The 23880-nt window shown below is 68.0% G+C and carries 15 protein-coding genes and 1 tRNA gene; 4 read left to right on the top strand and 12 right to left on the bottom strand.

Annotated elements, in window-relative coordinates:
• From CA237_RS13870 to CA237_RS13860, 3 genes are all read right to left on the bottom strand, one after another.
• A partial coding sequence (locus CA237_RS13870; RefSeq protein ID WP_126014403.1) for a heme exporter protein CcmB occupies window positions 1–521 on the bottom strand: 521 nt, incomplete at its 3' end.
• Window positions 518–1081, bottom strand: a complete 564-nt coding sequence (gene ccmA, locus CA237_RS13865) for a heme ABC exporter ATP-binding protein CcmA (RefSeq protein ID WP_066688939.1) — start codon at window positions 1079–1081, stop codon at window positions 518–520. The genes ccmA and CA237_RS13870, both read right to left, overlap by 4 nt.
• Entirely contained in the window at window positions 1078–1473 is a 396-nt protein-coding gene (locus tag CA237_RS13860; protein ID WP_126014401.1) for a metallopeptidase family protein, read from the bottom strand. The genes ccmA and CA237_RS13860 overlap by 4 nt, the downstream gene beginning before the upstream one ends.
• Before the next feature lie 47 nt (window positions 1474–1520).
• On the opposite strand from CA237_RS13860, the gene CA237_RS13855 reads away from it, so the two are divergent.
• Entirely contained in the window at window positions 1521–1808 is a 288-nt protein-coding gene (locus CA237_RS13855; protein WP_056456550.1) for a 4a-hydroxytetrahydrobiopterin dehydratase, read from the top strand.
• A gap of 116 nt (window positions 1809–1924) precedes the next feature.
• Here the strand turns inward: CA237_RS13855 and CA237_RS13850 are convergent, their stop codons facing one another.
• Window positions 1925–2689, bottom strand: a complete 765-nt coding sequence (locus tag CA237_RS13850; RefSeq protein WP_066689037.1) for an SDR family oxidoreductase — start codon at window positions 2687–2689, stop codon at window positions 1925–1927.
• A gap of 41 nt (window positions 2690–2730) precedes the next feature.
• The gene (locus CA237_RS13845) at window positions 2731–5877 is read right to left on the bottom strand and encodes a helicase-related protein (RefSeq protein ID WP_066688943.1); all 3147 of its coding nucleotides are present in this window, start codon (window positions 5875–5877) and stop codon (window positions 2731–2733) included.
• A 165-nt stretch (window positions 5878–6042) separates the two neighbouring features.
• On the opposite strand from CA237_RS13845, the gene CA237_RS13840 reads away from it, so the two are divergent.
• The gene (locus CA237_RS13840) at window positions 6043–6966 is read left to right on the top strand and encodes a TraB/GumN family protein (RefSeq protein ID WP_241215493.1); all 924 of its coding nucleotides are present in this window, start codon (window positions 6043–6045) and stop codon (window positions 6964–6966) included.
• A gap of 352 nt (window positions 6967–7318) precedes the next feature.
• On the opposite strand, the gene CA237_RS13835 is transcribed toward CA237_RS13840, so the two are convergent.
• The 4 genes from CA237_RS13835 to CA237_RS13820 form a co-directional block, all read right to left on the bottom strand.
• Complete coding sequence (locus tag CA237_RS13835; RefSeq protein ID WP_066688948.1) at window positions 7319–7702, bottom strand: hypothetical protein; 384 nt, start codon at window positions 7700–7702, stop codon at window positions 7319–7321.
• Window positions 7703–7786: 84 nt separating this feature from the next.
• Entirely contained in the window at window positions 7787–8839 is a 1053-nt protein-coding gene (locus CA237_RS13830) for an aldose epimerase family protein (protein WP_066688950.1), read from the bottom strand.
• 119 nt (window positions 8840–8958) lie between these two features.
• Window positions 8959–11811, bottom strand: a complete 2853-nt coding sequence (locus CA237_RS13825) for a TIM-barrel domain-containing protein (RefSeq protein ID WP_066688952.1) — start codon at window positions 11809–11811, stop codon at window positions 8959–8961.
• Window positions 11811–13445 carry a DUF5597 domain-containing protein gene (locus tag CA237_RS13820; protein WP_232307876.1) on the bottom strand — a complete coding sequence of 545 codons (1635 nt, stop codon included), beginning with the start codon at window positions 13443–13445 and terminating at the stop codon, window positions 11811–11813. The genes CA237_RS13825 and CA237_RS13820 overlap by 1 nt, the downstream gene beginning before the upstream one ends.
• 173 nt (window positions 13446–13618) lie before the next feature.
• On the opposite strand from CA237_RS13820, the gene CA237_RS13815 reads away from it, so the two are divergent.
• Window positions 13619–15217, top strand: a complete 1599-nt coding sequence (locus CA237_RS13815; protein ID WP_232307877.1) for an alpha-L-fucosidase — start codon at window positions 13619–13621, stop codon at window positions 15215–15217.
• A 239-nt stretch (window positions 15218–15456) separates the two neighbouring features.
• On the opposite strand, the gene CA237_RS13810 is transcribed toward CA237_RS13815, so the two are convergent.
• Together CA237_RS13810 and CA237_RS13805 are read right to left on the bottom strand one after the other, a co-directional pair.
• Window positions 15457–20070 carry an NAD-glutamate dehydrogenase domain-containing protein gene (locus CA237_RS13810; RefSeq protein ID WP_066688958.1) on the bottom strand — a complete coding sequence of 1538 codons (4614 nt, stop codon included), beginning with the start codon at window positions 20068–20070 and terminating at the stop codon, window positions 15457–15459.
• Window positions 20071–20172: 102 nt separating this feature from the next.
• On the bottom strand, window positions 20173–21300 hold the full coding sequence (locus CA237_RS13805; protein WP_066688959.1) for a hypothetical protein: 1128 nt from the start codon (window positions 21298–21300) through the stop codon (window positions 20173–20175).
• A 160-nt stretch (window positions 21301–21460) separates the two neighbouring features.
• Here CA237_RS13805 and CA237_RS13800 point away from each other — a divergent pair.
• Window positions 21461–21536 (top strand) — tRNA-Thr (locus CA237_RS13800).
• Window positions 21537–21698: 162 nt separating this feature from the next.
• On the opposite strand, the gene CA237_RS13795 is transcribed toward CA237_RS13800, so the two are convergent.
• Window positions 21699–23798, bottom strand: coding sequence for a TonB-dependent siderophore receptor (locus tag CA237_RS13795; protein WP_126014397.1), 2100 nt, complete (start codon window positions 23796–23798; stop codon window positions 21699–21701).
• Window positions 23799–23880 lie beyond the last annotated feature (82 nt).

The following is a 23880-nucleotide window of genomic DNA, read 5'->3' as shown; positions in this document are numbered from 1 at the left end:
GCCCCGAAGATCACCAGCGGCAGCGCCAGCGGCAGCATCACGAGGCCCGCCACCGCGCCCCCGCCACGCAGGCCGGCGGTCAGTGCCGCCGTCGCCACGCCCAGCGCCGCCAGCCCCGGCGTGCCGAGCAGCAACCCGATCTCCAGCGCGACCAAGGTCGGCCCGTCCATCCCCAGCAATGCCGCCGACAGCGCCGCCGCCAGCATCACCGCCGGCGCAAAGCCCAGCCAGTGACCGATCGTCTTGGCGGCGGCGACGCTCGTTTCGCTCCATCCGCGTAAGACCAGCTGATCGACCACCCCGGCTTCCATATCGGGCGCGACCAGCCGGTCGAGCGGCAGCAACGCGGCCAGCAGCGCTGCCGCCCACGCCACCCCGCCGCCGATCCGTGCCAGCAATGCCGCATCGGGACCGATCGCGAAGGGGAACAGCGTCGCGACCAGCAGGAAGAAGGCGACCGGCAGCAACAGCCCGCCGCCGCTCCACGCGATACGCAGTTCGCGCAGGATCAGCGCGATCACAGCGTCACGACCTTCGCGTGCGGGAGCGCCACGGCGACATGGCTGGCGACCAGCACCGCCCCGCCGCCGTCGCGATGGCGCGCGATCGCCGTCTCCAGCCGGTCGAGCGACGCCGCGTCCAGCCCGTTGGCCGGTTCGTCGAGCAGCCACAGCGGCGCGCCGCTGGCGATGACGCGGGCGATGGCGGCGCGGCGCTTCTGCCCGGTCGACAGCATCCGCACCGGCACGTCCGCCAGCGAAGCGATGTCCATCGCCGACAGCGCGGCGGGCAGCCGGTCCCGCGCGCCGTCCAGTCCCGCCCAGAAGTCCAGTGCCGTCCCCAGCGACACCGAAGCGTCCAGCGCCGCGGCCTCGGCCAGCAACGCGACCGCACCGTCGCGCGCAACCCTGCCCTCCGCCGGCGGCAACAGTCCGGCGGCGATCCGTACGAGCGTCGATTTGCCGACGCCGTTCGGCCCCTGCACCAATACCGCCTCGCCCGCGCAAAGGTCGAACGACAGGTCGCGGAACAGCGCCCGCCCGCCGCGCCGGCCCGTCACGTGCGCAAGGGACAGGATCAAACAGAGTCTTCCAGCGCGTGCATGTCGTCGTCGGACAGGCCGAAATGATGGCCGACCTCGTGCACCACGACATGCCGGATCAGATCGCCCAGATCGACCCCGGTCTCGCACCATTCGGCCAGCAGCGGCTGGCGATACAAATGGATGCGGTCGGGCAGGCGCATGCCGTCGAACGCCGACTTCTCGCCGACCGGGCTGCCATGGTACAGGCCGGTCAGCTCGTACGGCTCCATTTCCATCGCCGCCAGCGTATCGTCGTCGGCGAATTCCTCGACCAGCAGCACGATGTCGGACAGGTGGCCGGCAAAGGGTTCGGGAATGCGCGCCAGCGCGGCACGGGCGAGCGCTTCCATTGCTTCGGCACTCGGGGCGGTTCGCGCTTGATCGGACATGGCGCAAACCATAGGCATTGCGCCGAGGCAGATACAAGGGAGGGACGATGGAACCGCTGAGCCAGGCAGAGCGCGCCGATGCGCTGGACGGCCTGCCCGACTGGGACCATGACGCCGGGCGCGACGCGATCGTCCGCAGCTTCACCTTCGACAATTTCAGCCAGGCGTTCGCATTCATGACGCAGGTCGCGTTGCTCGCCGAAAAGGCGGACCATCATCCCGAATGGTCGAACGTCTACAACCGCGTCGACATTTTGCTCACGACGCACGACGCGGGCGGGCTGTCGGACCGCGACATCGACATGGCGCAGGCGATCGACGCGCTGGTGGAATAGCCAAAATTCGTCATTCCCGCGCAGGCGGGAATCCATACACGCCAGCGTCGCGATAAAGGCGCAAAGGTCAGCGGCTATGGATCCCCGCCTTCGCAGGGATGACGATTGTGCGGAGCCTATCGCCGCCGCATCTGCTGCCGCAATTTTCCCGGCAGCCACCGCGCGGCGAAGCGCATCCGCTTCGCGGTCGGCCCGACGGGCGTGTGGACGGCGTCGCCGTGCACCGCGTCCCATGCCGCCTGCGCGACGATTTCGACGGGCGTGAACTCCAGTCCGGCGGCGCGGACCTGCTGCCGGACATTGTAATTGGTCCCGGCCAGCGACGCGTCGAGCAGCGGCGTGTCGATGAACCCCGGCATCAGCGACCGCACGCGGATACCATCCGCCGACCATTCGCCATCCAGCGCCTCGCTCAACCCCCGCACCCCAAACTTGGTTGCCGAATAGACGGCCGCACCGGCGGTGCCATAGATGCCGGCGGCCGACGCGGTGTTGAGCAGGCACCCGCCACTGGCTTTCAGGTAGCGATGGGCTGCATGGGCGCCGTGCACCACACCGGTCAGGTTGACGGCGATGGTCCGCTCGACCGCGTCCGGCGTCATCTCGGCAAAGACACCGCCCGAGGCGATGCCGGCGTTGTTGAAGAGCACGTCGATCCCGCCGCCATCGGCAAATGCCGCGAGCGGCGCGTCCCATGCCGCGCGATCGGTCACGTCGAACACGAACGTCGCGGCACCGTTCGGCAACAGCGCCGCCGTTTCCGCCAGGCCGGCGGCGTTCACATCCGCAAGGCCGATGCGCCAGCCCCTGCTGGCAAACAACTGCGCGACGGCCCGCCCGATGCCCGATCCGCCGCCGGTGATGAAGATCGCTTTCGTCATGCGGACAGCATCGGACAGGATCGCCGCCAACGCCAGCGAAGTTATGCCGCCACCGCCTCCAATACCTCACCGACCTTGGTCAGCCGTTCCTCCGCATCGTCGATCCGCGCGGCCATGATCCAGCGACCGTTCTTCTCGGTCAGCCCCTCGGGCGCGTCCCCGCGATGCTGCGGGGTCAGTGCGATCGCCGCGGGGCCGGCATCGACCTTCGCCACGCCCGCCCCTCGCGCCAGCAGGCGGACGCGGGCCAGTTCGATCAGCAGCCGCGCCTCGTCGGGCAGCGCACCGAACCGGTCCTCCAACTCTTCTTCGAACGCATCGAGCGCACCTTCCTCCTCGATCCGCGCCAGCCGGCCATAGAGCATCAGCCGCACTTCGGCCTCGGGTATCCAATGCTCCGGCAGGCGACCGGCGATCCCGACATGGAGTTCAGGCACGACCCGGTCGACATTCTCGCCGCGTTCGGCCCGGAGCGCGCGGCCGAGCAGATATTGGTACAGGTCGATGCCGATCAGCTTCATGTGCCCGGCCTGCGCCTCACCCACCAGGTCGCCCGCGCCGCGCAGGTCGAGGTCGCGCGCGCTGATGGCAAAGCCCGCGCCCAGCCGGTCGAACGCCTGCAAGGTGCGGAGTCGTTTCAGGGTGGCGTCCGCGATCGACTGGTCCGGATCGGTCAGCAGCAATATCTGCCCGCGCCGCCCGCCGCGCCCGACCCGCCCGCGCAGCTGGTGGAGCTGCGACAGGCCGAAGCGGTCGGCATGGTGGACGATCATCGTGTTGGCGCGCGGCACGTCCAGCCCCGCCTCGATAATGTTGGTCGCCAGCAGCACGTCGCCCTCGCCCTCGGCAAAGCCGACCATCGCCGCGTCGATCTCCGCCGCCGGCATCTTGCCATGGGCGACGATCAGGTCGAGGTCGGGGACCAGCTTGCGCAGCCGTTCCTCCAGCGGGGCAATATCCTCGATCCGGGGCACCACGACGAAGCTCTGCCCGCCACGCGAGCGTTCGCGCAGCAGCGCGGTGCGCACCGTCACCTCGTCGAACGCGGCGACGGCGGTACGAATCGGCTGGCGGCGGGCCGGCGGGGTCGCGAGGACCGACAATTGCTGCAGGCCGATCAACGCGCTTTGCAGCGTGCGGGGGATCGGCGTCGCCGACAATGTCATCACATGGTCGGCCATCTCGCGTAGGCGCGCCTTGTCCTTCGCACCGAATCGCTGTTCCTCGTCGATGACGGTGAGGGCGAGGTCGTGATAGGTGACACCCTTGCCGGCCACCGCCTGCGTACCGACGACCACACCGATCGATCCGTCGGCCAGGCCGGCCTTCACCCGTTTCTTTTCCGCCGCATCGGACAGACGCGACAGGCCGGCAACCTCGATCCCCGTGCCCTCGAATCGGCGGCGGAAGGTTTCGACATGCTGGCGGACCAGCACCGTTGTCGGCGCGGCAATCGCGACCTGCCGCCCGGACAAGGCGACGATCGCTGCGGCGCGCAGCGCCACCTCGGTCTTGCCATAGCCGACATCGCCGATGACCAGCCGGTCCATCGGGCGACCGGCGGCCAGATCGGCGCGGGCGGCGGCGATGGCGCGCGCCTGATCGGGGGTTTCGGTAAAGGGAAATCCGGCGGCGAAGCGTTCATAGGCGGCGATGTCGACCTCGATCGGTGCGACCCGCTGCTGGTCCCGTGTCGCGGCAATGGCCGCCAGTTCGCGCGCGCTGTCGGCGATGGCGGTGTCGATCGCCCCGCGCCGCTTCTGCCAGCTCGCCCCGTCCAGCGCATCGAGCGTCACCGCATCGCCGTCCGCGCCATAGCGCCAGATACGGTCGGCCTCCATCACCGGCACCAGCCGCCGCGCGGCCTTGGCATAGGTCAGCACGATGGCGTCGCCCGCCGCCTCACCCGGCAGCTGCTCCAGCCCGGCGATGCAGCCGATGCCGAAATCCTCATGCACGATCACGTCGCCGATGCGCAGTTCGCCCGCCTCGGCAAACAGCGGATTGGCGCCGGCACCGGCAAGTTCGTCGCCGCGCGCGCGTCCGCCCAGCAGGTCGCCGCCCGTCACTACGGTCACGCCGTCGATCACGAACCCGCGATCGAGCGGCGCGGTCAGCAGCATCGCGGTGCCGGGCTTGGCCGCTACCGCTTCATCCCACGACGTAATCGTCACCGGTTCGGTCCGGGCGAGCTTCGCCAGCTTCTTGCGCAGGAACCGCAGGTCGCGCGGGCTGCCCGCCAACACGAGCCGCTGTTCCTCCAGTACTTGGCGAGCGAACTTGCCGAACGCACGCGCAGGGGCACGGGCGGTGACGAAGCGAGGGGGTTCAGCCACCGCTTCGGGCAATGCGATCCGCTCCCGCTCACCGAGCAGCGCATCCCAGCTCGCGCTATCGACCAGCGATGCGGCATCGCGACGACGACGGCGGGTGGCGTCCTGTGCAAGGTCGAGGAAGCGCTCGCGCCGTCCGGCGGCATCGCCATCCATCGCCACCGCGGCACCCGGCAGGTGGTCGAGCAGCGTTGCGCCCTTCCCCACCGGCGGTTCGGCCGCACGACCGATGGTGACCTCGCCCAGCTCGGCATGCCCGCGCTGGGTCACCGGATCATAGCTGCGGATCGATGCGATGCGATCCTCCTCCACCGTGACGCGGATCGGCTGTTCGGCATCGGCGGGAAAAATGTCGATCACGCTGCCGCGCACCGCGACCTCGCCCGGTTCGTCGACCCGGTCGTCGCGGACATACCCCAGTTCCTCCACCCGCGCGGCCATGTCGGACAGGTCGATCGCCTCGCCGACGCGTAAGACCGGCGGCGCGGCATCGAAATCGGTGGGCGCAGCGATGCGCAACGCCGTTGCCTCCGGCGTAGTCATGCACGCTACCGCGCGGCCCTCGCCATGCGCGATCCGCAGCCGGCGGAGCGCCGCGACCCGCGCGCCGGCATTGCCGGGCGATGCCGGCGCATCGTCCCCGGGCAGGGCGTCGCTTGCCGGCAGGTGCACGACCGTTGCATCGGGCGCGAAAGCCGCCAGCACGTCCGCCAGCGCCGCCGCGCGCACCTCGTCCGATGCGATGAACAGCAGCGACGCTGCCTCGACCTTGCTGGCCAGCGCGGCGGCGAGGGGACCGATCGGCACCCGCCGCGGCTTGTTGTCGGACGGATCGGGGGCAGAGGCGTTCGACATCGCGGAATTCCCGGCAAGGCCCTGAAATCAGGGATATGGACGGCCTCAACGATGGGAGCGGCACGGACGTTCCTGCGTTATCGATGAACGGCAAATCTTGTGTCGCGTCCCCGGCGGCGCTGCTATGACGGTGCAACTGCCGGCCCTGCCGGCGCCATGGAGACGATGATGTCCTCGATCCTGCTGCGTTTCGCCGCCGCATTCAGTTTGCTGACCGCTGCGCCCGTCTGGGGACAGGCCGCCCCCAAGCCGACAACCCCGATCGCCGACCTGCCGGCGGGCGAGGCCGATCCCGCTTTGTGGGTGGTCAAGGACAAGGACACGACCATCTATCTGTTCGGGACGATCCACGTCCTGAAGCCCGGCCTGTCGTGGTTCGACGAAGCCGTGCGTAGCGCGTTCGACAAATCGAACGAGGTCGTGCTGGAAATCCCGATGCCGACGCAGGAACAAGCGCAGGCGGCGGTGATGAAGTCGGCGGTGAACGTGACCGGCCCGAAGCTCAGCGAAAAGCTGCCCGAGGCGGAGCGCCCGGCCTATGCCAAGGCGGTGGCCGATGCCGGCCTGCCCGCCGGTGCGCTGGAACAGCTCGACCCGTGGTTCGCCGCGTCGACGCTGACGCTGGTGACGCTGCAGAAACAAGGCTACGATCCGGCAAGCGGCGCGGAACAGGCGATCTCGCAGGCGGCCAAGGCGGCGGGCAAGCCGGTTACCGGGCTGGAAACGCTGGAGCAGCAGTTCGGCTTTTTCGATTCGCTGTCGGATGCCGCACAGGTCACCTTCCTGACCGAGACGATCAAGGAACTGCCGACCGCCGGCCAGTCGATCGACAAGATGGTCGACCAGTGGCGCCGCGGCGACCCGGACGCGCTGGCGGCGACGATGAACGAGGAGATGACCGTCTCGCCCGAGTTGAAGCGCGTGCTGCTCACCGATCGCAACGCCCGCTGGGCCAAGTGGATCGAGGAGCGGATGAAGCGCCCGGGCACGGTGTTCGTCGCGGTAGGTGCCGGCCATCTGGCGGGCAGCGGCAGCGTGCAGGACGCGCTCAAGCGCTACAAGCTTCGCGCAACGCGGGTGAAGTATTGAGGGCTGCTTTCACGCACATCCCGCCGGCCGCATACGTCACCCCAGCGCAGGCTGGGGTCTCCCGGTAATCGGGCGCGGCAGGAGCCGCGAGAGACCTCACCCTGGGCTGAGGTGACGTCCTTGGGAAGGACAGCAAACTCCCCCCCCACACCGTCACCCCGGGCTTGACCCGGGGTCCCGCTTCTTTTTCTCCCGTCACGGCAAGAAAGCGGGACCCCGGGTCAAGCCCGGGGTGACAGGTGGCTTTGGGCGAAGTCCAGCACCAAAAAAGAAACGGCCGGCGGATCGCTCCGCCGGCCGTCAGTCTGTCGAACGATGGCGGCCCGGAAGCTAGCCGCCACCGGTAATCGGATCAGGCGTTGCAGGTCTGCGCGCCCTTGCCCGGCTGGGTCAGGGTGATGCTCTTGGGGCTGCCGGTCAGGCTGTAGCCGCCTTCGCCGGTCAGGGGCTTGCCCTTTTCCTCGGCCTTCAGGCGGACGGGCATGTCGCCCTGCTTGGCGCGGAAGTTCGCCTGGGTGTCGCCTTCGAAGAAGTCGACATAGACGAGGCTGTTGTCCTTGCAGCGGAAGGTCACGCTCGCCTTGACGGGCGGCGGAAGTTCCACGGGGGCGCGGTTGGCGAGCTGCGATGCCAGCGGATCGGGCGCGCGGGTGTCGAGCTGTTCCGGCTGCTGCTGACCGCAGGCCGAAAGGGCGAAGGCCGCGGCAGTCGCGGCGAGGAGAAGGGGGGTCTTCATGAGCGGTCGTTCGCAAACGCAACCGATTTCGTCAAGGCGCGTTGTGCGCCGCGCAACATCGTTGCGGCGGTGCAGCCGACACCGTTATCGCACCGAAAAGGCGAAGCGCATGACGCTTTCGTAGCGCTGACCGGGGTCCAGCCGGGCAGACGGAAAGTCGCTGCGGTTGGGCGTATCGGGCCACGCCTGCGGTTCGAGGCAGACGGCATCGCCCTGCCGATACAGCCGCCCGCCCTTGCCGGCCTGCGCCCCGTTCAGGAAATTGCCGGCGTAAAGTTGTAGGCCGGGCGCGGTCACTGCCACGTCCATCACCCGCCCGGAGGTGGGATCGGCCAGCACCGCCGCCGGACGCAGCACGCCCACTTTCCCCCGCACGATGAAGTTATGGTCATAGCCGCGCCCGATCGCGATCTGTTCGTCGCGGCCGTCCCGCACCCGATCGCCAATGACGTGGGGCGAGCGGAAGTCGAACGGCGTGCCCGCCACCGCCCGCCGCTCGCCGGTAGGGATCGAGGTCGCGTCGACCGGCAGGAACTGAACCGCCTCAATGGTCAGCAGGTGGCGCATCGCCTCCCCCTGCCCGCCCAGATCGAAAAAGGCGTGGTTGGTGAGATTGACTACCGTGGGTGCGTCGGTCGTCGCGGCATAGGCGATGGTCAGCGCCTCAGGTGTCAGCGTGTAGGTTGCGCTGGCGTGGAGCGTACCGGGATAGCCGGCGTCGCCGTCCGGGCTGGTCAGCGTCAGGCGGACCCATGCTGCGCCATCGTCCTGCCCGACCTCGGCCACGTCCCATAATCGCTGGTCGAAGCCGTCCGATCCGCCGTGCAGGTGGTTCGGCGTGTTGTTGGTTTCGAGTGTGTAGGTCCGCCCGTCGAGGCTGAAGCGCCCGTGCGCGATGCGGTTGGCATAGCGGCCGACCGTCACTCCGAACCACGATGGACGGTCGCGATAGGATTGGACGTCGTCGAAGCCGAGGACGATGTCGGCTACCGTGCCGTCGCGGTCGGGGACGCACAGCGACTGGAGCGTGGCGCCCAGCGGCAGAATGCGCGCGGAGAGGGTGGCGGCGGTCAATTCGATCGCTTCGGCCGGTTGGCCGTCGAGGGTGCCGAAGGCGATCCGTTGTGCGCTCGTCATGTAATTTCTCCGCCGTTTCGCCGCTACCGTACCCCCGCGCAGGCGGGGGTCCAGAGCCAAGCCAACCAGGCTGTCCGCGTGGAACCCTGGATCCCCGCCTGCGCGGGGATACCGTCGCGTTACTTGAGAGGCATGCGCACTGCCCGCCCGTCATAGACGAACGCCGTCGCCTTGTTGTCGGCAAAGTCCGGCGCGACCGCCTTGCCCGGCGTGTGGAACCGCACCGACATCGCGCGCTGGGCGACCATGCCGGGGAAGCTGCCCTGCCGCGCGCCGATGGTCAGCGTCTTCGTCGCCTCGCTCCACGTCACCGGGATCTGCGCCGACTGGCCCTTGCGATAGCCTTCGCTGAGGCCATCATCCTCGAACAACGTGTAGCTGCCATCCTTGCCGGTGAAGACGTGCAGCACATACGGCCCATCGGGCTGTTCGGCGGTCGACTGCACCTCGGCACCGGTCGGCACGATCGATCCGGCGCGGACATAGAGCGGCATGGTGGAAAGCGGCGCGGCGGCGGTGATCGTCCGTCCGCCCTTCAGATACGCGCCGGTCGAGAAATCATACCAGTCGGCCCCGGCGGGCAGGTACACCTGCCGGCTGCGCGCGCCGAACTGCGTCACCGGTGCTACCAGGAACGCCGACCCGAACATATACTGGTCGTCGATCCCCCAGGTCTTGCGATCGGCGGCGAAGTCCATCACCAGCCCGCGCATCATCGTGCCGTCGCGGTGCCAATTCTCGGCTGCCAGCGACAGAATGTAGGGCAGCAGCCGGTAGCGCAGGCGATCATAGGTGCCCAGCGCCTGATAGAGCGCCGGATCGCTGGCGCCGAGCTCATAGATTTCGCGGAACGGCGTCTCGCCATGGCTGCGGAACAGCGGGCTGAACGCGCCGAACTGGAACCAGCGCAGGTTCAGTTCCTTCCATTCGGCCAGATGCGCCGGGTCCTTCTTGGCATAGCGATCCTCGACCGCGAAGCCGCCGATATCGTGCGTCCAGTTGGGCACGCCCGACATCGACAGGTTGACGCCCGCCGAAATCTGGTCGCGCAGATCGTCCCAGCGCGACGCGACGTCGCCCGACCAGAGCGCGGCACTGGCGCGCTGGATACCGCCATAGCCCGACCGGGTCAGGATGAACGGGCGCACGTCGGGCTTCGCCTGACGCAGGCCATCCGCGACGCCCTCGGCATGAACCAAAGGATAGCTGTTGAAGAACTCCTCGGCCGGCCCCTGCGCGGTCGGACCCATCCGGTCCTTGCGTTCCTCGATCGACAGGTTCGAATGAATGTCCGGCTCGGTCGCGTCCATCCACCATGCATCGAAGCCCTTGTCGACCAAAGCCTCCTTCATCTGCCGGAAATAGATCGCGCGCGCTTCGGGGGCATAGGGATCGTAGAAGGTGTTGAAATAACCCTTGCCGACCCAGTCGCGTTCTTTCGCGATCAGGTTACCCTGATACAAATAGCCCTTGGCGTTCAGTTCCTGCGCGTTCTTCGTGTTCGGGTAGAATTTGGGCCACACCGAAATCATGATCCGCGCGTCCGAAGCATGGATTTCGTCGACCATCTGCTGCGGGTTGGGAAAACGTTCTCCGTCGAAGCAGTGGCAGCCCCACTGGTCCTCGGGCCAGTAGAACCAGTCCTGCACGATGTTGTCGATCGGCAGGCGGCGCTTGCGATATTCGCGCACGACGTTCAGCAGTTCGTCCTGCGTGTTGTAGCGCTGGCGGCTCTGCCAGAAGCCGTAAGCCCAGCGCGGCATCAGCGCCGCCTTGCCGGTCAGCGCGCGATAGCCGGCGATGACGCCGTCCATGTCCTTGCCGCCGACATAATAATAATCGAGCGCATGGGCGACGTCCGACGACCACCACAGCGAATGGCGGTCGGGTGCGGGCAGCGGATCGTTCTGGAACAGCGCGATATAGCCGGCATTCGGCTCCCACTCGATCCGGACCTCGGCCGCCTTGCCCGCGGTCATCGGCAGGTCGAAATTGTGGAACCACGGGTTCCAGTTCTGCCGCCAGCGGTTCAGCACCTCCTTGCCGTCGACGAAGACCTTCACATAGCTCGACGAATAGAGACGGAATTTCTGGACGCCGGTGACCGAAGGCATGACGGTGCCGGTCCACACGACCTTCTGTGTCTGCACCGCATTGCCGGCGGTATTCTGTCCGGTGGTCGCGGCGACCGTCTGCGCCTTGGCCGCCGCCGGCCAGTTCGCCTGATCCTTGATGAACTGATAGTTGATCGTGGCCTCGGTCCGCGTCACCGCCAGCCGGTCGCCCAGATAATATTGCGCCTGCCAGCCGGGCTTGCCGCCCGACATGACCTTCATGCCGTCGCCGACCAGCCGATATGCCTGCGGATTGCCGAAGCGGGTGATGCCGTTATTGTCCCACAGCACGCCGTAATTCTTCGTCGACACGACGAACGGGATGCCGATGTCCATGTTATGCTGGGCGAGTTCGACGTCCTCGCCATTGTAATTCATCTGCCGGTTCTGGTGCTGGCCCAGACCGTAGAATCCTTCGTCGGTGCCGCGATTGAACTGCTGGCGGACGGCGACAAATGTTTCGCCACCGGCGGTGACCGGGGTGAACCCGGCACGTGGTGCTTCCTCCAGCGTCAGTTTGCCCGCCGCATCGCGGAAGCGCACCTGCCCATCGTCGAGGTCGATCTCGGCCGATCCGCCCGCCGCCTTCACCACTACCAGCCCACGCGTCTGGGTCACGGTGAAGTCGCCCGCCGGCTTCGCGGTCACCATCAGGCTGTCGGGCGTGTCGAGGCTGGCATCGGGCACCGCCGTCACGCGGAACCGGTCGGGACCATAGACCAGCACCCGCACCCGCTTGGCGGGGCCGGCATCGGGGGTGACGACCACCCCGCCCGGCACCTTCGCCACATCGGCGGCCAGCGCCGGGAGCGAGGCCGACAGGGCCAGCGACAACAGGGTCCAGCGAAGCGTCTTCATCAGCGGTACGTTCCCATGGTCACGCGCAGCAGCATCGGCTGGGCGGTGAAGTTCAATCCGTAATCGGTCTGGTCGCCGTTCATCACCCGGCGGGCGCGGAAGCTGCCGTCGTCGGCGAGCGTCCCTTCCTCGACCTTGATAAGCATGGCGGTGTCGCCCTTCGCCTTGTCCGCCACGTCGAACGACACGCGGACATCGGTGCCGGTGACGAGGAACTGGTCGGGCGCCAGTTGCAACACGGCCGCGCCGCCGACCGGTTGCGCGGCGGCGGCCGGCGGTTCGGCCTTCAGCCACGGCGAATCCATCGACCCGAACTGCCATTCGCCATATTTGGCCGATACGCTCCACCGGCCCATGACCCTGGTCTGTTCGGCATCCGGCGCGCCCTTGGCCGTTCCCCAGCCGGGATGCCGGAACGCCAGCGTCGCCCAGCCGCGCGCCATGGGTTTCAGGAACCGGTATTTGCTGGCGAACGCCTCGATCGTCGCATCGTCCAGCGTCACCGCGCCCAGCGGATAGTTGGAATAGCCGGTCGCATCCATGCCGAACGGCGCCCAGCCGATGCCGCCCCGCCCGATGGTCGGCCACAGGAAGCGCGCGAAGTCGGCGGCGTTGCCGGTTTCGGGCACCAGCAGCGCATTGTCGGGCCGCGCGTAGTGCTCAAGGAACTTCAGATAGTCCTTGGCACTGCGGGTATAGAGGTCGGGCGCGACCGCATCGATGCTCGGTGCCGCCGCCTTCCACACATCGATCACCTGCCAATCGGGGCCACCGCTGGCGCCGCCCGACTTGCCCTGCGGCGCGAAGGGACCGCCGACCGCGGCGTTGACGTACATCGGCAGCGGCCACACCGCCTTCCCCGCCGCGGCGATGCGGTCGATGTAACGCGCGGTGTACCAGGCGTTAAACGCGGGTTCGGCATTGTCGCCATAGACCGCGGTCCAGCTGCCGGACTTGCCGGTCGCCTTTGCCAGTTCGGGCGGCACGTTGCCGGCGAACAGGCGGTTCGCCTCGGGCGAATAGTCGCGCGCCTGCTGGTACACGCCGGTCTCGTTCTCCGGCTGGACCATGATGACATTATGGTCGGGGTCGTGGTCCCGCAGGTAGCGCATCAGCGCGACGAATGCCTTACGGTCCGCCTCGAACGTCGCCTGCCCATGCGGCGACAGCGCGTAATGGGTCTTGCCTTCCTTCGTCCGCATCCGCGGAAAACGGGCGTTGTTCGTCTTGACCCACGCGGGGACATAGCCCGGCGAGGTGTTCTTCCACGTGCCGAACCATAGCAGCACCAGCTTGACGCCATGTGCACGCGCCTGCGGCAGCAGCGCGTCGAGATAGCTGAAGTCGAACCGGCCCTCGACCGGTTCGATCTGTTCCCACGCGACCGGAATCTCCAGCGTATTGGCGTGGAGCCGTTCGACCATCGGCCACACCTGCGGCAGCATGTCGGGATAGTTGCTGGAGTTGTTGGCCTGTACGCCCAGCATCAGGAACGGCTTGCCATCGACCAGCAGCGCGTGGCGGCCGTCCTTGCGGACCAAGACCGGCGCGTCGCCCGGCTTCGCGGTGGCGACCGGCGTCGCGAGCATCGCCAGCGCCGCCCCCGCCATCGCCCAACTGCGCCACGCCGCCATACCGCCCTCTCCCGCTGGTCCCGTCGCCGTTTCGAGGATCGGTCGACCCGATATCCGACAGCGTTGTCACGTCTCTTTACCCACGATATCTATGTCATACAATTGGTTCTTAGCACTATCATGCGTGGCGACCGCGGACCGGAACGACCGGCCGCCATTCGGGAGGGATGTCCATGGAACGACGCCAATTCCTGCGCGGCACCGCCGCCCTTGCCGCCGCCGGGCCGGTCGCGGCACGGGCTGCGCCGCTGGCACCCAACTGGTCGTCGCTCGCCGATGGCTATGCGGTGCCCGACTGGTTCCGCGATGCGAAGTTCGGCATCTGGGCGCATTGGGGGCCGCAATGCGTGCCCGAGGCCGGCGACTGGTATGCGCGGCAGATGTACGAACAGGGGCGTGGGCCGTACGACCTGCATGTCCAGCGCTATGGCCATCCCGCCGATACCGGCTTCATGGACATTATCGGCAGGTGGCGTGCCGAGCGTTGGGACCCGGCGGCGCTGGTCAAACGCTACAAGGCGGCGGGGGCGAAATATTTCGTCGGCATGGCAGTCCACCACGACAATTTCGACCTGTTCGACAGCCCGCATGCGTGGAACAGCACCCGCGTCGGCCCGAAGCGCGACATCATCGCCGGCTGGCGCGACGCGGCGCGGGCGGAAGGGCTGCGCTTCGGGGTGAGCAACCATGCGAGCCATGCGTGGCACTGGTATCAGGTCGCGTATAATTACGATCCCGAAGGGCCGCGTGCCGGGCAGCGTTATGACGCCGCGCGGCTGACCAAGGCGGACGGTGCCGGCAAATGGTGGGACGGGCTGGACCCGCAGGAGCTGTACACCGGCGAAACGCTGGCCGCGCCCGACGGCTTTACCACCAGGGCGCAGATGGACGCATGGGCCGGCGCGACCAGCGGGCGGTGGATGGAATTCGCACCCGCCGCCAATCCACGCTTCGTTGCCAACTGGCTGGCGCGGCAGAAGGCGCTGGTCGAGCGCTACGACCCCGATCTCGTCTATTTCGACGATTTCGGGGTGCCGTTCGGCCCGGTCGGGTTGGAGGCGATCGCCCATTTCTACAACCACGCCGCCAAGCGGTCCGGGCGTGCCGACGTGGTGCTCACCGCCAAGCAACTGACCGCGTTCCAGCGCCAGGCACTGGTCGAGGATATCGAGCGCGGCTTTTCCGACCGGTTGCGCGCAGAGCCGTGGCAGACCTGCACCTGCATCGGCGAATGGCATTACAACCGCCGCCGCTTCGACGAGAAATCCTATGTGCCCGCGCGGGCGGTGCTGCAGCGGCTGGCCGATATCGTGTCGAAGAACGGCAATCTGCTGCTGTCGGTGCCGGTACGCGGCGACGGATCGATCGATAGCGAAGAGGAGCGCATCGTCGACCAGATCGGCGCTTGGCTGCGCGTCAACGGGTCGGCGATCTATGGCACGCGGCCGTGGCGGACGTTCGGCCAGGGGCCGACCGACCTGGCCGGCGGGATGTTCAACGAAGGGCAGGTCGACAAGCTGGGCGCGCGCGACGTGCGGTTTACAGCGGGCGGCGGCGGGCTGAACGCGATCTTTCTGGGCTGGCCGGAGGGGCCGGCGACGATCGCGGCGCTGGGCACGCGCGCGGCGGGGCGGATCGAGCGGGCGACGTTGCTCGGCGGGGGGAGCGTGACGATGCAGCGGACGGTTGAGGGGCTGACGCTGACCCTGCCACCGGCACCGGCGGGCGCGATGCTGCCGGTGGTGCGGCTGGAGGGGGCGGGGTTGGTGTAGCGCCGCCCCTGCCTGCTCACCACAAACGTCATCCCAGCGCAGGCTGGGATCTCCCGGTAACGAAGCGCGCACCTCGCCGCAGGAGACCCCAGCCTGCGCTGGGGTGACGTAGGGGCTTTGCCTGCCGCCCAATCCGTACCCCCGCGCAGGCGGGGGTCCAGGGCGCCAATGGCCGACGTCAGCGACACTCACCCTGGGTCCCCGCCTGCGCGGGGATACGTCGCGTGAGCGGGGAGCGACTACCGCGCCAGCAACACCCGCGCCTGTCCCGCGATCTGTGCGAGCATCGCCGCACCTGCCACCGGGGCCTGCCGCGCACGATGCACCAGTGCCGCGAATTGCGCGACGCGGTCGCGATTGGCCTCGAGCCACTTCTCGACCGCCGCCTGCGGGTCCTTGCCGGCATTGCGATTGAGGAAGTCGAAGCGCAGCTGCTGGAAATCGCGCGCCAGGCCGGCGATCAGCAGCCGCTCCCACGGGTCACCGGTCTGGATACGTGCCGCCACCGCCTGAGCCCAGTCCAGCCCCAGCGCGAAGCCGAGATGGGTGAAGGCCAGCGTCAGCCGCGTCTCGTCCAGCTTCAACCGGCGGCCGAGATCGGCAAGGCCGACCGCCCCGTCCAGTTCGAACAGCCGCACGACCTGTCCGGCCAGTTCCTGCGGCGCGCCGGCATCCTGCAACACGCCGGCGATCCGGTCGCGCTGTTGTGCCGCCTCGGCGCGGAGCAGCGAGCTGGTCTGTCCGGCAAGGCTCGCCACGCCCTTTTGCAGGTGCGCGACGGCATGGGCCGGGGTGGTGCCCGCCGGGAAGGCGCGCAGCAGGTCGGCGATCTGCGAACGCACGCCGACCGCCACCTCGTCGAGCAGCGCGATGCGCGCCCGCTCCGAAATATCGGCACCCTCGATCCGGTCGTAGAGCGCGTCGATGTCGAACAGTCGTTCGGCGGCGACGAACATCGCCGCGATATCGGCCAGCGCCTCGCCCTCTTCCTCCGCCAGTTCGAAGACGTGCAGCACACCCAGCCGGTTGACGATGCGGTTGGCGAGCTTGGTCGCGACGATTTCCCCGCGCAGACGGTGGTCGAGGATCGCCTGTTTGTGGGTTTCCTGCATTTCCTTCGGGAAGGCGGCGAGCAGATCGCCTGCCATATCCGGATCGGTCGCTAGGGGAGCGTGCTCGATCGCCTCCTGCAGGGCCAGCTTCACGCTGGCGAGCAGTACCGCCAGTTCGGGGCGGGTGAGGCCCCGCCCGTCCTGCGCACGGCGGACATAATCGTCGTTGGCGCTCAGGCCCTCGACCACGCGGTCGAGCTTGCCGGCGGCCTCCAGCATCTCGATCACGCGGACATAGCTCGGGACCGCGACGGGGCCGTCATTCTCCATGACCGACAGCGCCAGCGTCTGGAGCCGGTTGTCCTCCAGCACCAGATGCGCGACGTCATCGGTCATCCGCGCCAGCAGCGCGTTGCGATCGTCCTGCGCAAGGCGCCCTTCGATCACTTCGCGGTTCAGCGCGATCTTGATGTTCACCTCGTTGTCCGAACAATCGACGCCGGCCGAATTGTCGATGAAGTCGGTGTTGATCCGCCCGCCATGGGCGCTGAACGCGATGCGCGCGGCCTGGGTGACGCCCAGGTTCGCGCCCTCGCCGATTGCCTTGGCGCGCAGCGTCTGGGCATCGACGCGGATACGGTCGTTGGCCGGATCGCCGACGTCGAGATGGCTCTCGCTGCGGTCCTTCACATAGGTGCCGATGCCGCCGAACCAGATCAGGTCGACGGGCGCGCGCAGGATCGCGGAAATGAGCGCGGTCGGCTCCATTTCGCGCTCAGCGACGCCGAGCATCGCGCGGACCGCATCGCTCAGCGGGATCGTCTTGGCGGTACGCGGGAATACGCCGCCGCCCTCCGAAATCAGCGTCGGGTCGTAATCGGCCCAGCTGGAGCGCGGCAGCTGGAACAGCCGGTCGCGCTCGGTCCAGCTCGCCGCCGCGTCGGGCGCGGGGTCGAGGAAGATGTGGCGATGGTCGAACGCCGCCTTCAGCCGGATCGCCTTCGACAGCAGCATGCCGTTGCCGAACACGTCGCCCGACATGTCGCCGCACCCGATCACGTCGATCGGCTGCGTCTGCACGTCGACGCCCAGTTCGAGGAAGTGGCGCTGCACCGAAATCCACGCGCCCTTGGCGGTGATGCCCATCGCCTTGTGGTCGTACCCGACGCTGCCACCGCTTGCGAACGCATCGCCCAGCCAGAACTTCCGCTCCAGCGCGAGGGCATTGGCGACGTCGCTGAACGTCGCGGTTCCCTTGTCGGCGGCGACCACGAAATAGGGGTCTTCGCCGTCATGGATGACGACGCTATCGGGATGGACGACCTTGCCCTCGACGATATTGTCGGTGATCGACAGCAGCGACCGGATGAAGATGCGGTAGCTCTCCGTCCCTTCCGCGATCCACGCATCGCGGTTCGACGGCGCGGGCAGCTGCTTGGGGTAGAAGCCGCCCTTGGCCCCGGTCGGCACGATCACCGCATTCTTGACGCGCTGCGCCTTCATCAGCCCCAGGATTTCGGTGCGGAAATCGTCGCGCCGGTCCGACCAGCGCAGGCCGCCGCGCGCCACCGGACCGGCGCGCAGATGGATGCCCTCGACCCGAGGCGAATAGACGAACACCTCGCGCCACGGCAGCGGCTTGGGCAGATTCGGCACCTTCGCGCTGTCCAGCTTGAACACCAGCGCCTCGTTGGCGGCGGGCGCAAAGGCGTTGGTGCGCAGCGTCGCGGCGACGACCCCGCGATAGCTGCGCAGGATGCGGTCGTCGTCGATCGCCGAGACCGCGTCCAGCCCCGCCTCGATCGCGGTATCGGCAGCGGTCACGCCCGCCTCGCGGTCGCTGCGCGACGGGTCGTGCGCGGCATTGAACCGTTCGATCAGCGCGGTGGCGACACCCGGCGCCCGGCGCAGCGCGTCGACCACGGTGGCAAGGCTGTAGCTGACCCCGGTCTGGCGCAGATAGCGGAACCAGGCGCGCAGCAGGACGACGGCGGCCGGCGCGATTCCTGCCTCGACCGTCAGCCGGTTGAACGCGTCGTTTTCGGCACGGTTTTCCAGCACCGCCTCGATCGCTCGCTCGACCACCGCCACGTCGAATTTCGGCGCGGCGCCCGACGCCACCTCGACCTCGAAGTCATGGATGAAGCTCTTCTCCTCATCCTCCAGCCGGGTCGGCAATTCCTCGATCACGCGGAAGCCAAAATTTTCGAACACCGGCACCGCATCCGACAACGGCAGCGCGCCGCCGCGGCGATACACCTTGATCCGCATCCGCTCGCCCGGCGCCGACAGGATGCGAACCGAGCGCGACGTGGCGTCGGTCAGCGCCGCGACGCGCACGATATCGCGGGCCGCTTCGTCGGGCAGGTTCGAATTGCGATAATTGGCCGGAAAGGCATTGGCGAAGCGCAGCGCCATCCGGGTCGCTCCTTCGGGCACCATTTCGCTCAGCGCCCCCTCGACCGCCGGGCGCCAGCCGCGTACCATGCGTTCGATCCGCCGGTCGAGATCGGCGGTATCGGGCATCCGCCCGTCCTGCCTGAGGTCGAGGACGTAGCGGATCAGCGCCGCCTCGCCATCCTCCATCGCGATCGACCAGTTGAGGATCGACGCGTTCGCCGCCTGCGCCAGCATGTCGCCGATCGACAGGCGACGCTGTGTCGTCACGTCGTCGCGACCCAGCCAGACAAAGGCGAACAGATGCCGCCCCAGCGCCGACTTGATCAGCACCAGCCGCGAACGCGGACGATCCGCAACCGACATGGCGGTCAGCGCCAGCTGTTCGAGCGATTCGGGATTGAACGCGGTGGTCAGGTCGTGGGGCAGCGTCGAAATGGCGTGGTTCAGCGCCTTGCCGGCATGGCCCGACGGGTCGAAGCCGAACTTGGCCCGCAGCTCGGCCAGATTACGGCGCAGCACCGGCACCTCGGCGGGATCGGCCTGCAACGCGGCGCTGGTCCACAGCCCCCCATGGATCGACACGCCGGTCACCTGGTCGCCCTCGCGGATCGGCACCAGCACGAGGTCGATCGGCGCGCGGCGATGGACGGTCGAGATGCAGTTGGACTTCAGCAGCAGCGGCTGGACATTGCCGGCATCGAACCATTCGATCGCGCGCTGACGCGACGCATCGGCGAGCAGCGGCACCTCCAGCCGGGCACGCGACAGGCCCAGCCGGTCGCTCACCACCCCGTCGCGCGACCAGCGTTCATGCGCCAGCTGCGTCAGGTTGCCCGCGACGAACCAGCCCAGCAGCGCGGCATCCTCGGCAGTATCGGCATTCGCGGTCAGCCGCGCGGCATCGGCCTGCATCGCCGCCTGCATCGCGCGCCAATCGGCCACGGCGGCGCGGACATGCTCCAGATTGCGCTCGATCTCGGCGACCAGCGCGTGCCGGACGCGCGCCTCGGCCCGTTCCATCTCGATATAGATCATCGATTCGCGGCGACCTTCGCCGTCCAGACCGGTCAGCGTACCCGCCGCGTCGCGGGTGACGGCGATCACCGGATGCAGGATGCGGTCGATCGCGATGTCGTGGGCGACGATCGTGCTGGCGATCGAATCGACCAGGAACGGCATGTCGTCGTTGATGACCGCAAGGCGCATCCGCCGCGCCTCGCCCCGGGTCAGCGTTTCCAGCGCGACGCTGACCGTGCCGGGCGAACGGTGGGCGGCGGTCGCCGCCACGAACTGCGCCGCGTCGGCACGGGCCGCGGCGTCCAGACCTTCGATTTCACCGGGAAGGGCGCTGTCGACCAGCAGCGTTTCCAGGGGGCGGGCGAGCTTGCTTTGCGGTGTCATGCGCGGGCTATGCGCTGCCTCGCCGACAGGCTCAACCCTTGTGGCAGTTGCGAACAAAATGTCGCAGTGCGGTAATTATATTACGAGCATGCCCGGTCGATATCAGGCGCCCAACTGCCGTCGCGCCGCATCGATCTCCCCCGGACCGGCATCGACGCGCCCCAGGATTTCGACCGATCCGGCATCGACCGCGCGGCCCAGCAGCAGCACATAGGCGTCGTCGCCCGGCGCCATCGGCACCACCATCGCCGGGGTTGCCGCTGCCGGCCGCCCGGCGGTCCGTTCGATCCAGTCGCCCAGTTCGCCCTCGCCCACCCCGGCGCGGTGCGCGCGGGCGAGCGTACGGGCATGCGCTTCCGCCGTATCGCCGAACACCAGCCGCACCAGCGCCTCGACCGGCGCGCGCGGATCGACGGTCAGGCCGGCCCCCACCAGCATCGCGGCATAACCCACCGAATCGCGTTCGGTCGCCAGCAGGAAATCATAGGCACCGGCCAAGGCGGCGATCGATGCCGCCGAGGTTTCCGCCGTGCCGCGAGCGGCGTCGGCCAGGCGGCGCGCCTCGACCAGCCGTTCGGTCAGCGAAGGGGTGGCCGCCGGTTCGCCGAGCGCAGCGCTCGGCCCATCGGCCCATGCCGCCGCCGGGATCGGACGGCGGGGCGCGGCGCGGCGCGATTCGGCCAGTTCGGCGGCCAGCGCCGACTGGGTGGCGGTGTCGACCACTTCCTTCCAGTTGATGACGCCATAGAGATAGTCGATCGTGTCGCCGTCCGACGAAAACGGCATCAGAATACCGCGATAGAGCATCGGAAAGCCGCGATGGCCGACGAACTCGGCCTCGAACCCGATCGGCGCGCGATTCGCGATGATCTGCATGTAATGATCGGTCAGCCGCGACAGCAGCGAGCGCGGCGGCACCTGGCTCAGCCGGACGATCGACGAATCGGTACCGCTTTCGTCACGCAACGCATGGCCCAGGAACCGGATGACGCCGTCGTCATGGCCATCGGTAAAGTCGAGCAGCACGCTGTTCGGCCCGAAATCGGCGATTCCCGCCGGATCGAGCGCGTCGATCAACGGACAGGGCCGCCCGCCCAGCAGCGACACCCAGTGGTTATAGGCGCGGACATGCATCCGGCGCTCGTCGGTGCCCACGACCAGGACGTCGCCGCCCACGCCTTCGCGATCGTCGTCGCCCGGCTGCTCGTTCGGTCCGCGCACGATGTCCATAATCCGTCCCCATGGGCGCTCTGCCCGATGAGCGCGGGTTGTGGACGCTACAGGGTAAACGTCCGGTAAAATCCGCAGCTAATGCCGCGAAACGCAATTCCCCTTGCCACCCGCCCCACCCGCTGGTAAGCGCCCGCCTCCGGACGGCATTGCGTCCCGGGCCGCTTTAGCTCAGTTGGTAGAGCATCGCATTCGTAATGCGGGGGTCACAGGTTCGAGTCCTGTAAGCGGCACCACTCTCAAGATTTCCAGAATCCGGCCATCGCGGCCGAATTAGCGAACGTCGATGTGCCACTTCCGTTGTCGCTGCCATCCGCTTGTTACGGCAGTCCGTCCCGCAGCCCATGACGCGATCGGTACGCCACGAGCGCGTGTTCCGACGGCGGCGGCCGCCCGCGCTACAGCGCCACCGCGATCCGCCCGCGGATCGTGCGTGGGGCGCCGGGCGTGATCCATACGTTCGAATAGCTGCTTTCCAGATAATCGGCATCGAACAGGTTTTCGCCGTCGATCCGCGCCGACAATCCCCGGGTCAGCTGAACCGACAGGTTGAGCCGCGCCGTGAGATAGGCGGGCAGGCGAAAGCCGCTCGCCACATCGTCGCCCGCGCGCGCACCGACATAGGTCAAGCCGCCCCCTAACCCGACCGATCCCGGATCGGTGCCGTGCGATTGCCAGAAGACATAGGCCGCGCCGCTATGCCGCGGGATGTTCGACAGCGCGCTGCCGGTAAGCCCCGGCCGCGTGTCGCGCGTCACCCGCGCGTCGGTATAGGCATAGACGCCGGTCAGCGTCAGCCGGTCGTCCAGCCGATAGTTCACGTCCGCCTCGACCCCGCGGCTGCGCGCTTCGCCGGTCGCGATCGAGAAGCCGGGACTGGCGGGGTCGTTGACGAGGATATTCTGCTTGGCGATCCGGAACAGCGAGACCGTGCCGGTCAGCCGTTTGGCCAGCGCCGCCAGCTTCACCCCGCCCTCCCACGCTTCGCCGCGTTCCGGTGCGAACGGGCGGGCGGCGGCGTCCACGCCCTGGTTGAAGCGGAACGACCGCCCCCAGCTGGCATAGGCCGACACATGATCGCTGGGCGCATAGGTGAAGGCGGCGCGCGGCGACGTCGCGCGGGGCGACTGGCGATCGGTCCGGCCGGTGCGATAATTGATATTGTCCTGTTCGATCCAGTCGTGCCGCACCCCCAGCAGCAGCGAGAAGCGATCGTCGAGCGTCAGCAGGTCCTGCGCATAGACGCTCTGCCCGCGCAGCCGTTCGAGCAAATTCTGGCTGAGCGGCGCCACCGGCTTGCGCTGGCCATAGACCGGCTGGAACACGTCGATGTCATAGGGCTGCGACGCGCTGGGATTGAAGCGGTAGAAGATGCGCCGCTGGTCGTAATCGAACGCATCCGCACCGACGCGCAACTGGTGGCCGATGCCGAGCAGCGTGCGGTTGAGGCTCAGTTCGATGCGACCCGACAGGTCCTGCCAGCGATAGTCATGGATGCGCAGCTGCCGCCGCAGCCGTGTGCCGACCAGCACGGCGTTATGGGTCGACTGGCCGGTCAGTGCGCCGTCACGATATTGCAGCCCCGCTTCCAGCGCGATGCCGGGACCGAGATCGACATAGGCGGTCGCCTGATGCTGCGCGGTGCGCTGGGTCATCGGCCCGTCGTTCGGTTCGCCCAGAAAGCGGCTGCGGGGCAGCGCGCGACCATCGCCTCCGACCGCGACCAGCCCGCGATCATGGACGAAATGTACGAGGTTGTATTCGAGCTGATAGAGCAGGCGCACCCGGTCGCTCACCCGCCAGCCGAGCGAGGGTGCGAACAGCAGGCGGTCGTTGTGGACGAAGTCGCGGAAGCTGTTGCCATCCTGATAGACGCCGATCACCCGCGTCGCGATCCCGCCCGCGATCGGACCGCCGATATCGAAACTGCCGCGCCACGTGTCGAAGCTGGCATAGCCGATCTCACCGCCGGCATGGACATGGTCGAGGGGCGCCTTGGTCACGATGTTGATCGACCCGCCCGGCTCGCCCTTGCCCGACAGCGCCGATGCCGGGCCCTTGAGCACCTGGAAACTCTCCACGGTCGCCACGTCGCGGCGCGCGTTGAACCCGCGATTGGCGCTGAAGCGGTTGACGAGCAGGTCGGGACCCTGGTTAATATCACCCGAAAAGCCGCGGATCGCATAGGCGTCCCACGCCCCGCCAAAGCTGTTCTGCCGCGCCATACCGCCCGCCAGATCGAACAGCTGCGACAGGTCGGTAAAGCCGGTGCGGTCGATCAGCGTGTCGTCGAGCAGGCGGACATTCTGCGGCAACAGCAGCGGATCGACGTCGAGGCCGTTGATGCTGGCATTCGCCAGGCGCGATCCGGTGACGACGATATCGGTGGCCTGATCGTCCGAATCCGTCCGGGGGCCCGGCTGCGCCCAGGCGCCGGTCGCCGCCAGAAACGGTGCGAGCAGCAGTGCCGGTGCGCACCGGCGCAGGCATGGCGTCATGATGATCCCCCGATCGATTCGATATTGATCCCTATTCGCAAAAACGAGCGGAGGGCAAGCGGATGATGCAATGATACATCAT

Origin of the sequence: Sphingomonas sp. ABOLH (assembly GCF_003951715.1) — a bacterium.
GTDB classification, from domain to species: domain Bacteria; phylum Pseudomonadota; class Alphaproteobacteria; order Sphingomonadales; family Sphingomonadaceae; genus Sphingomonas; species Sphingomonas hankookensis_A.
This window is presented reverse-complemented; position numbering and strand designations above follow the sequence as displayed.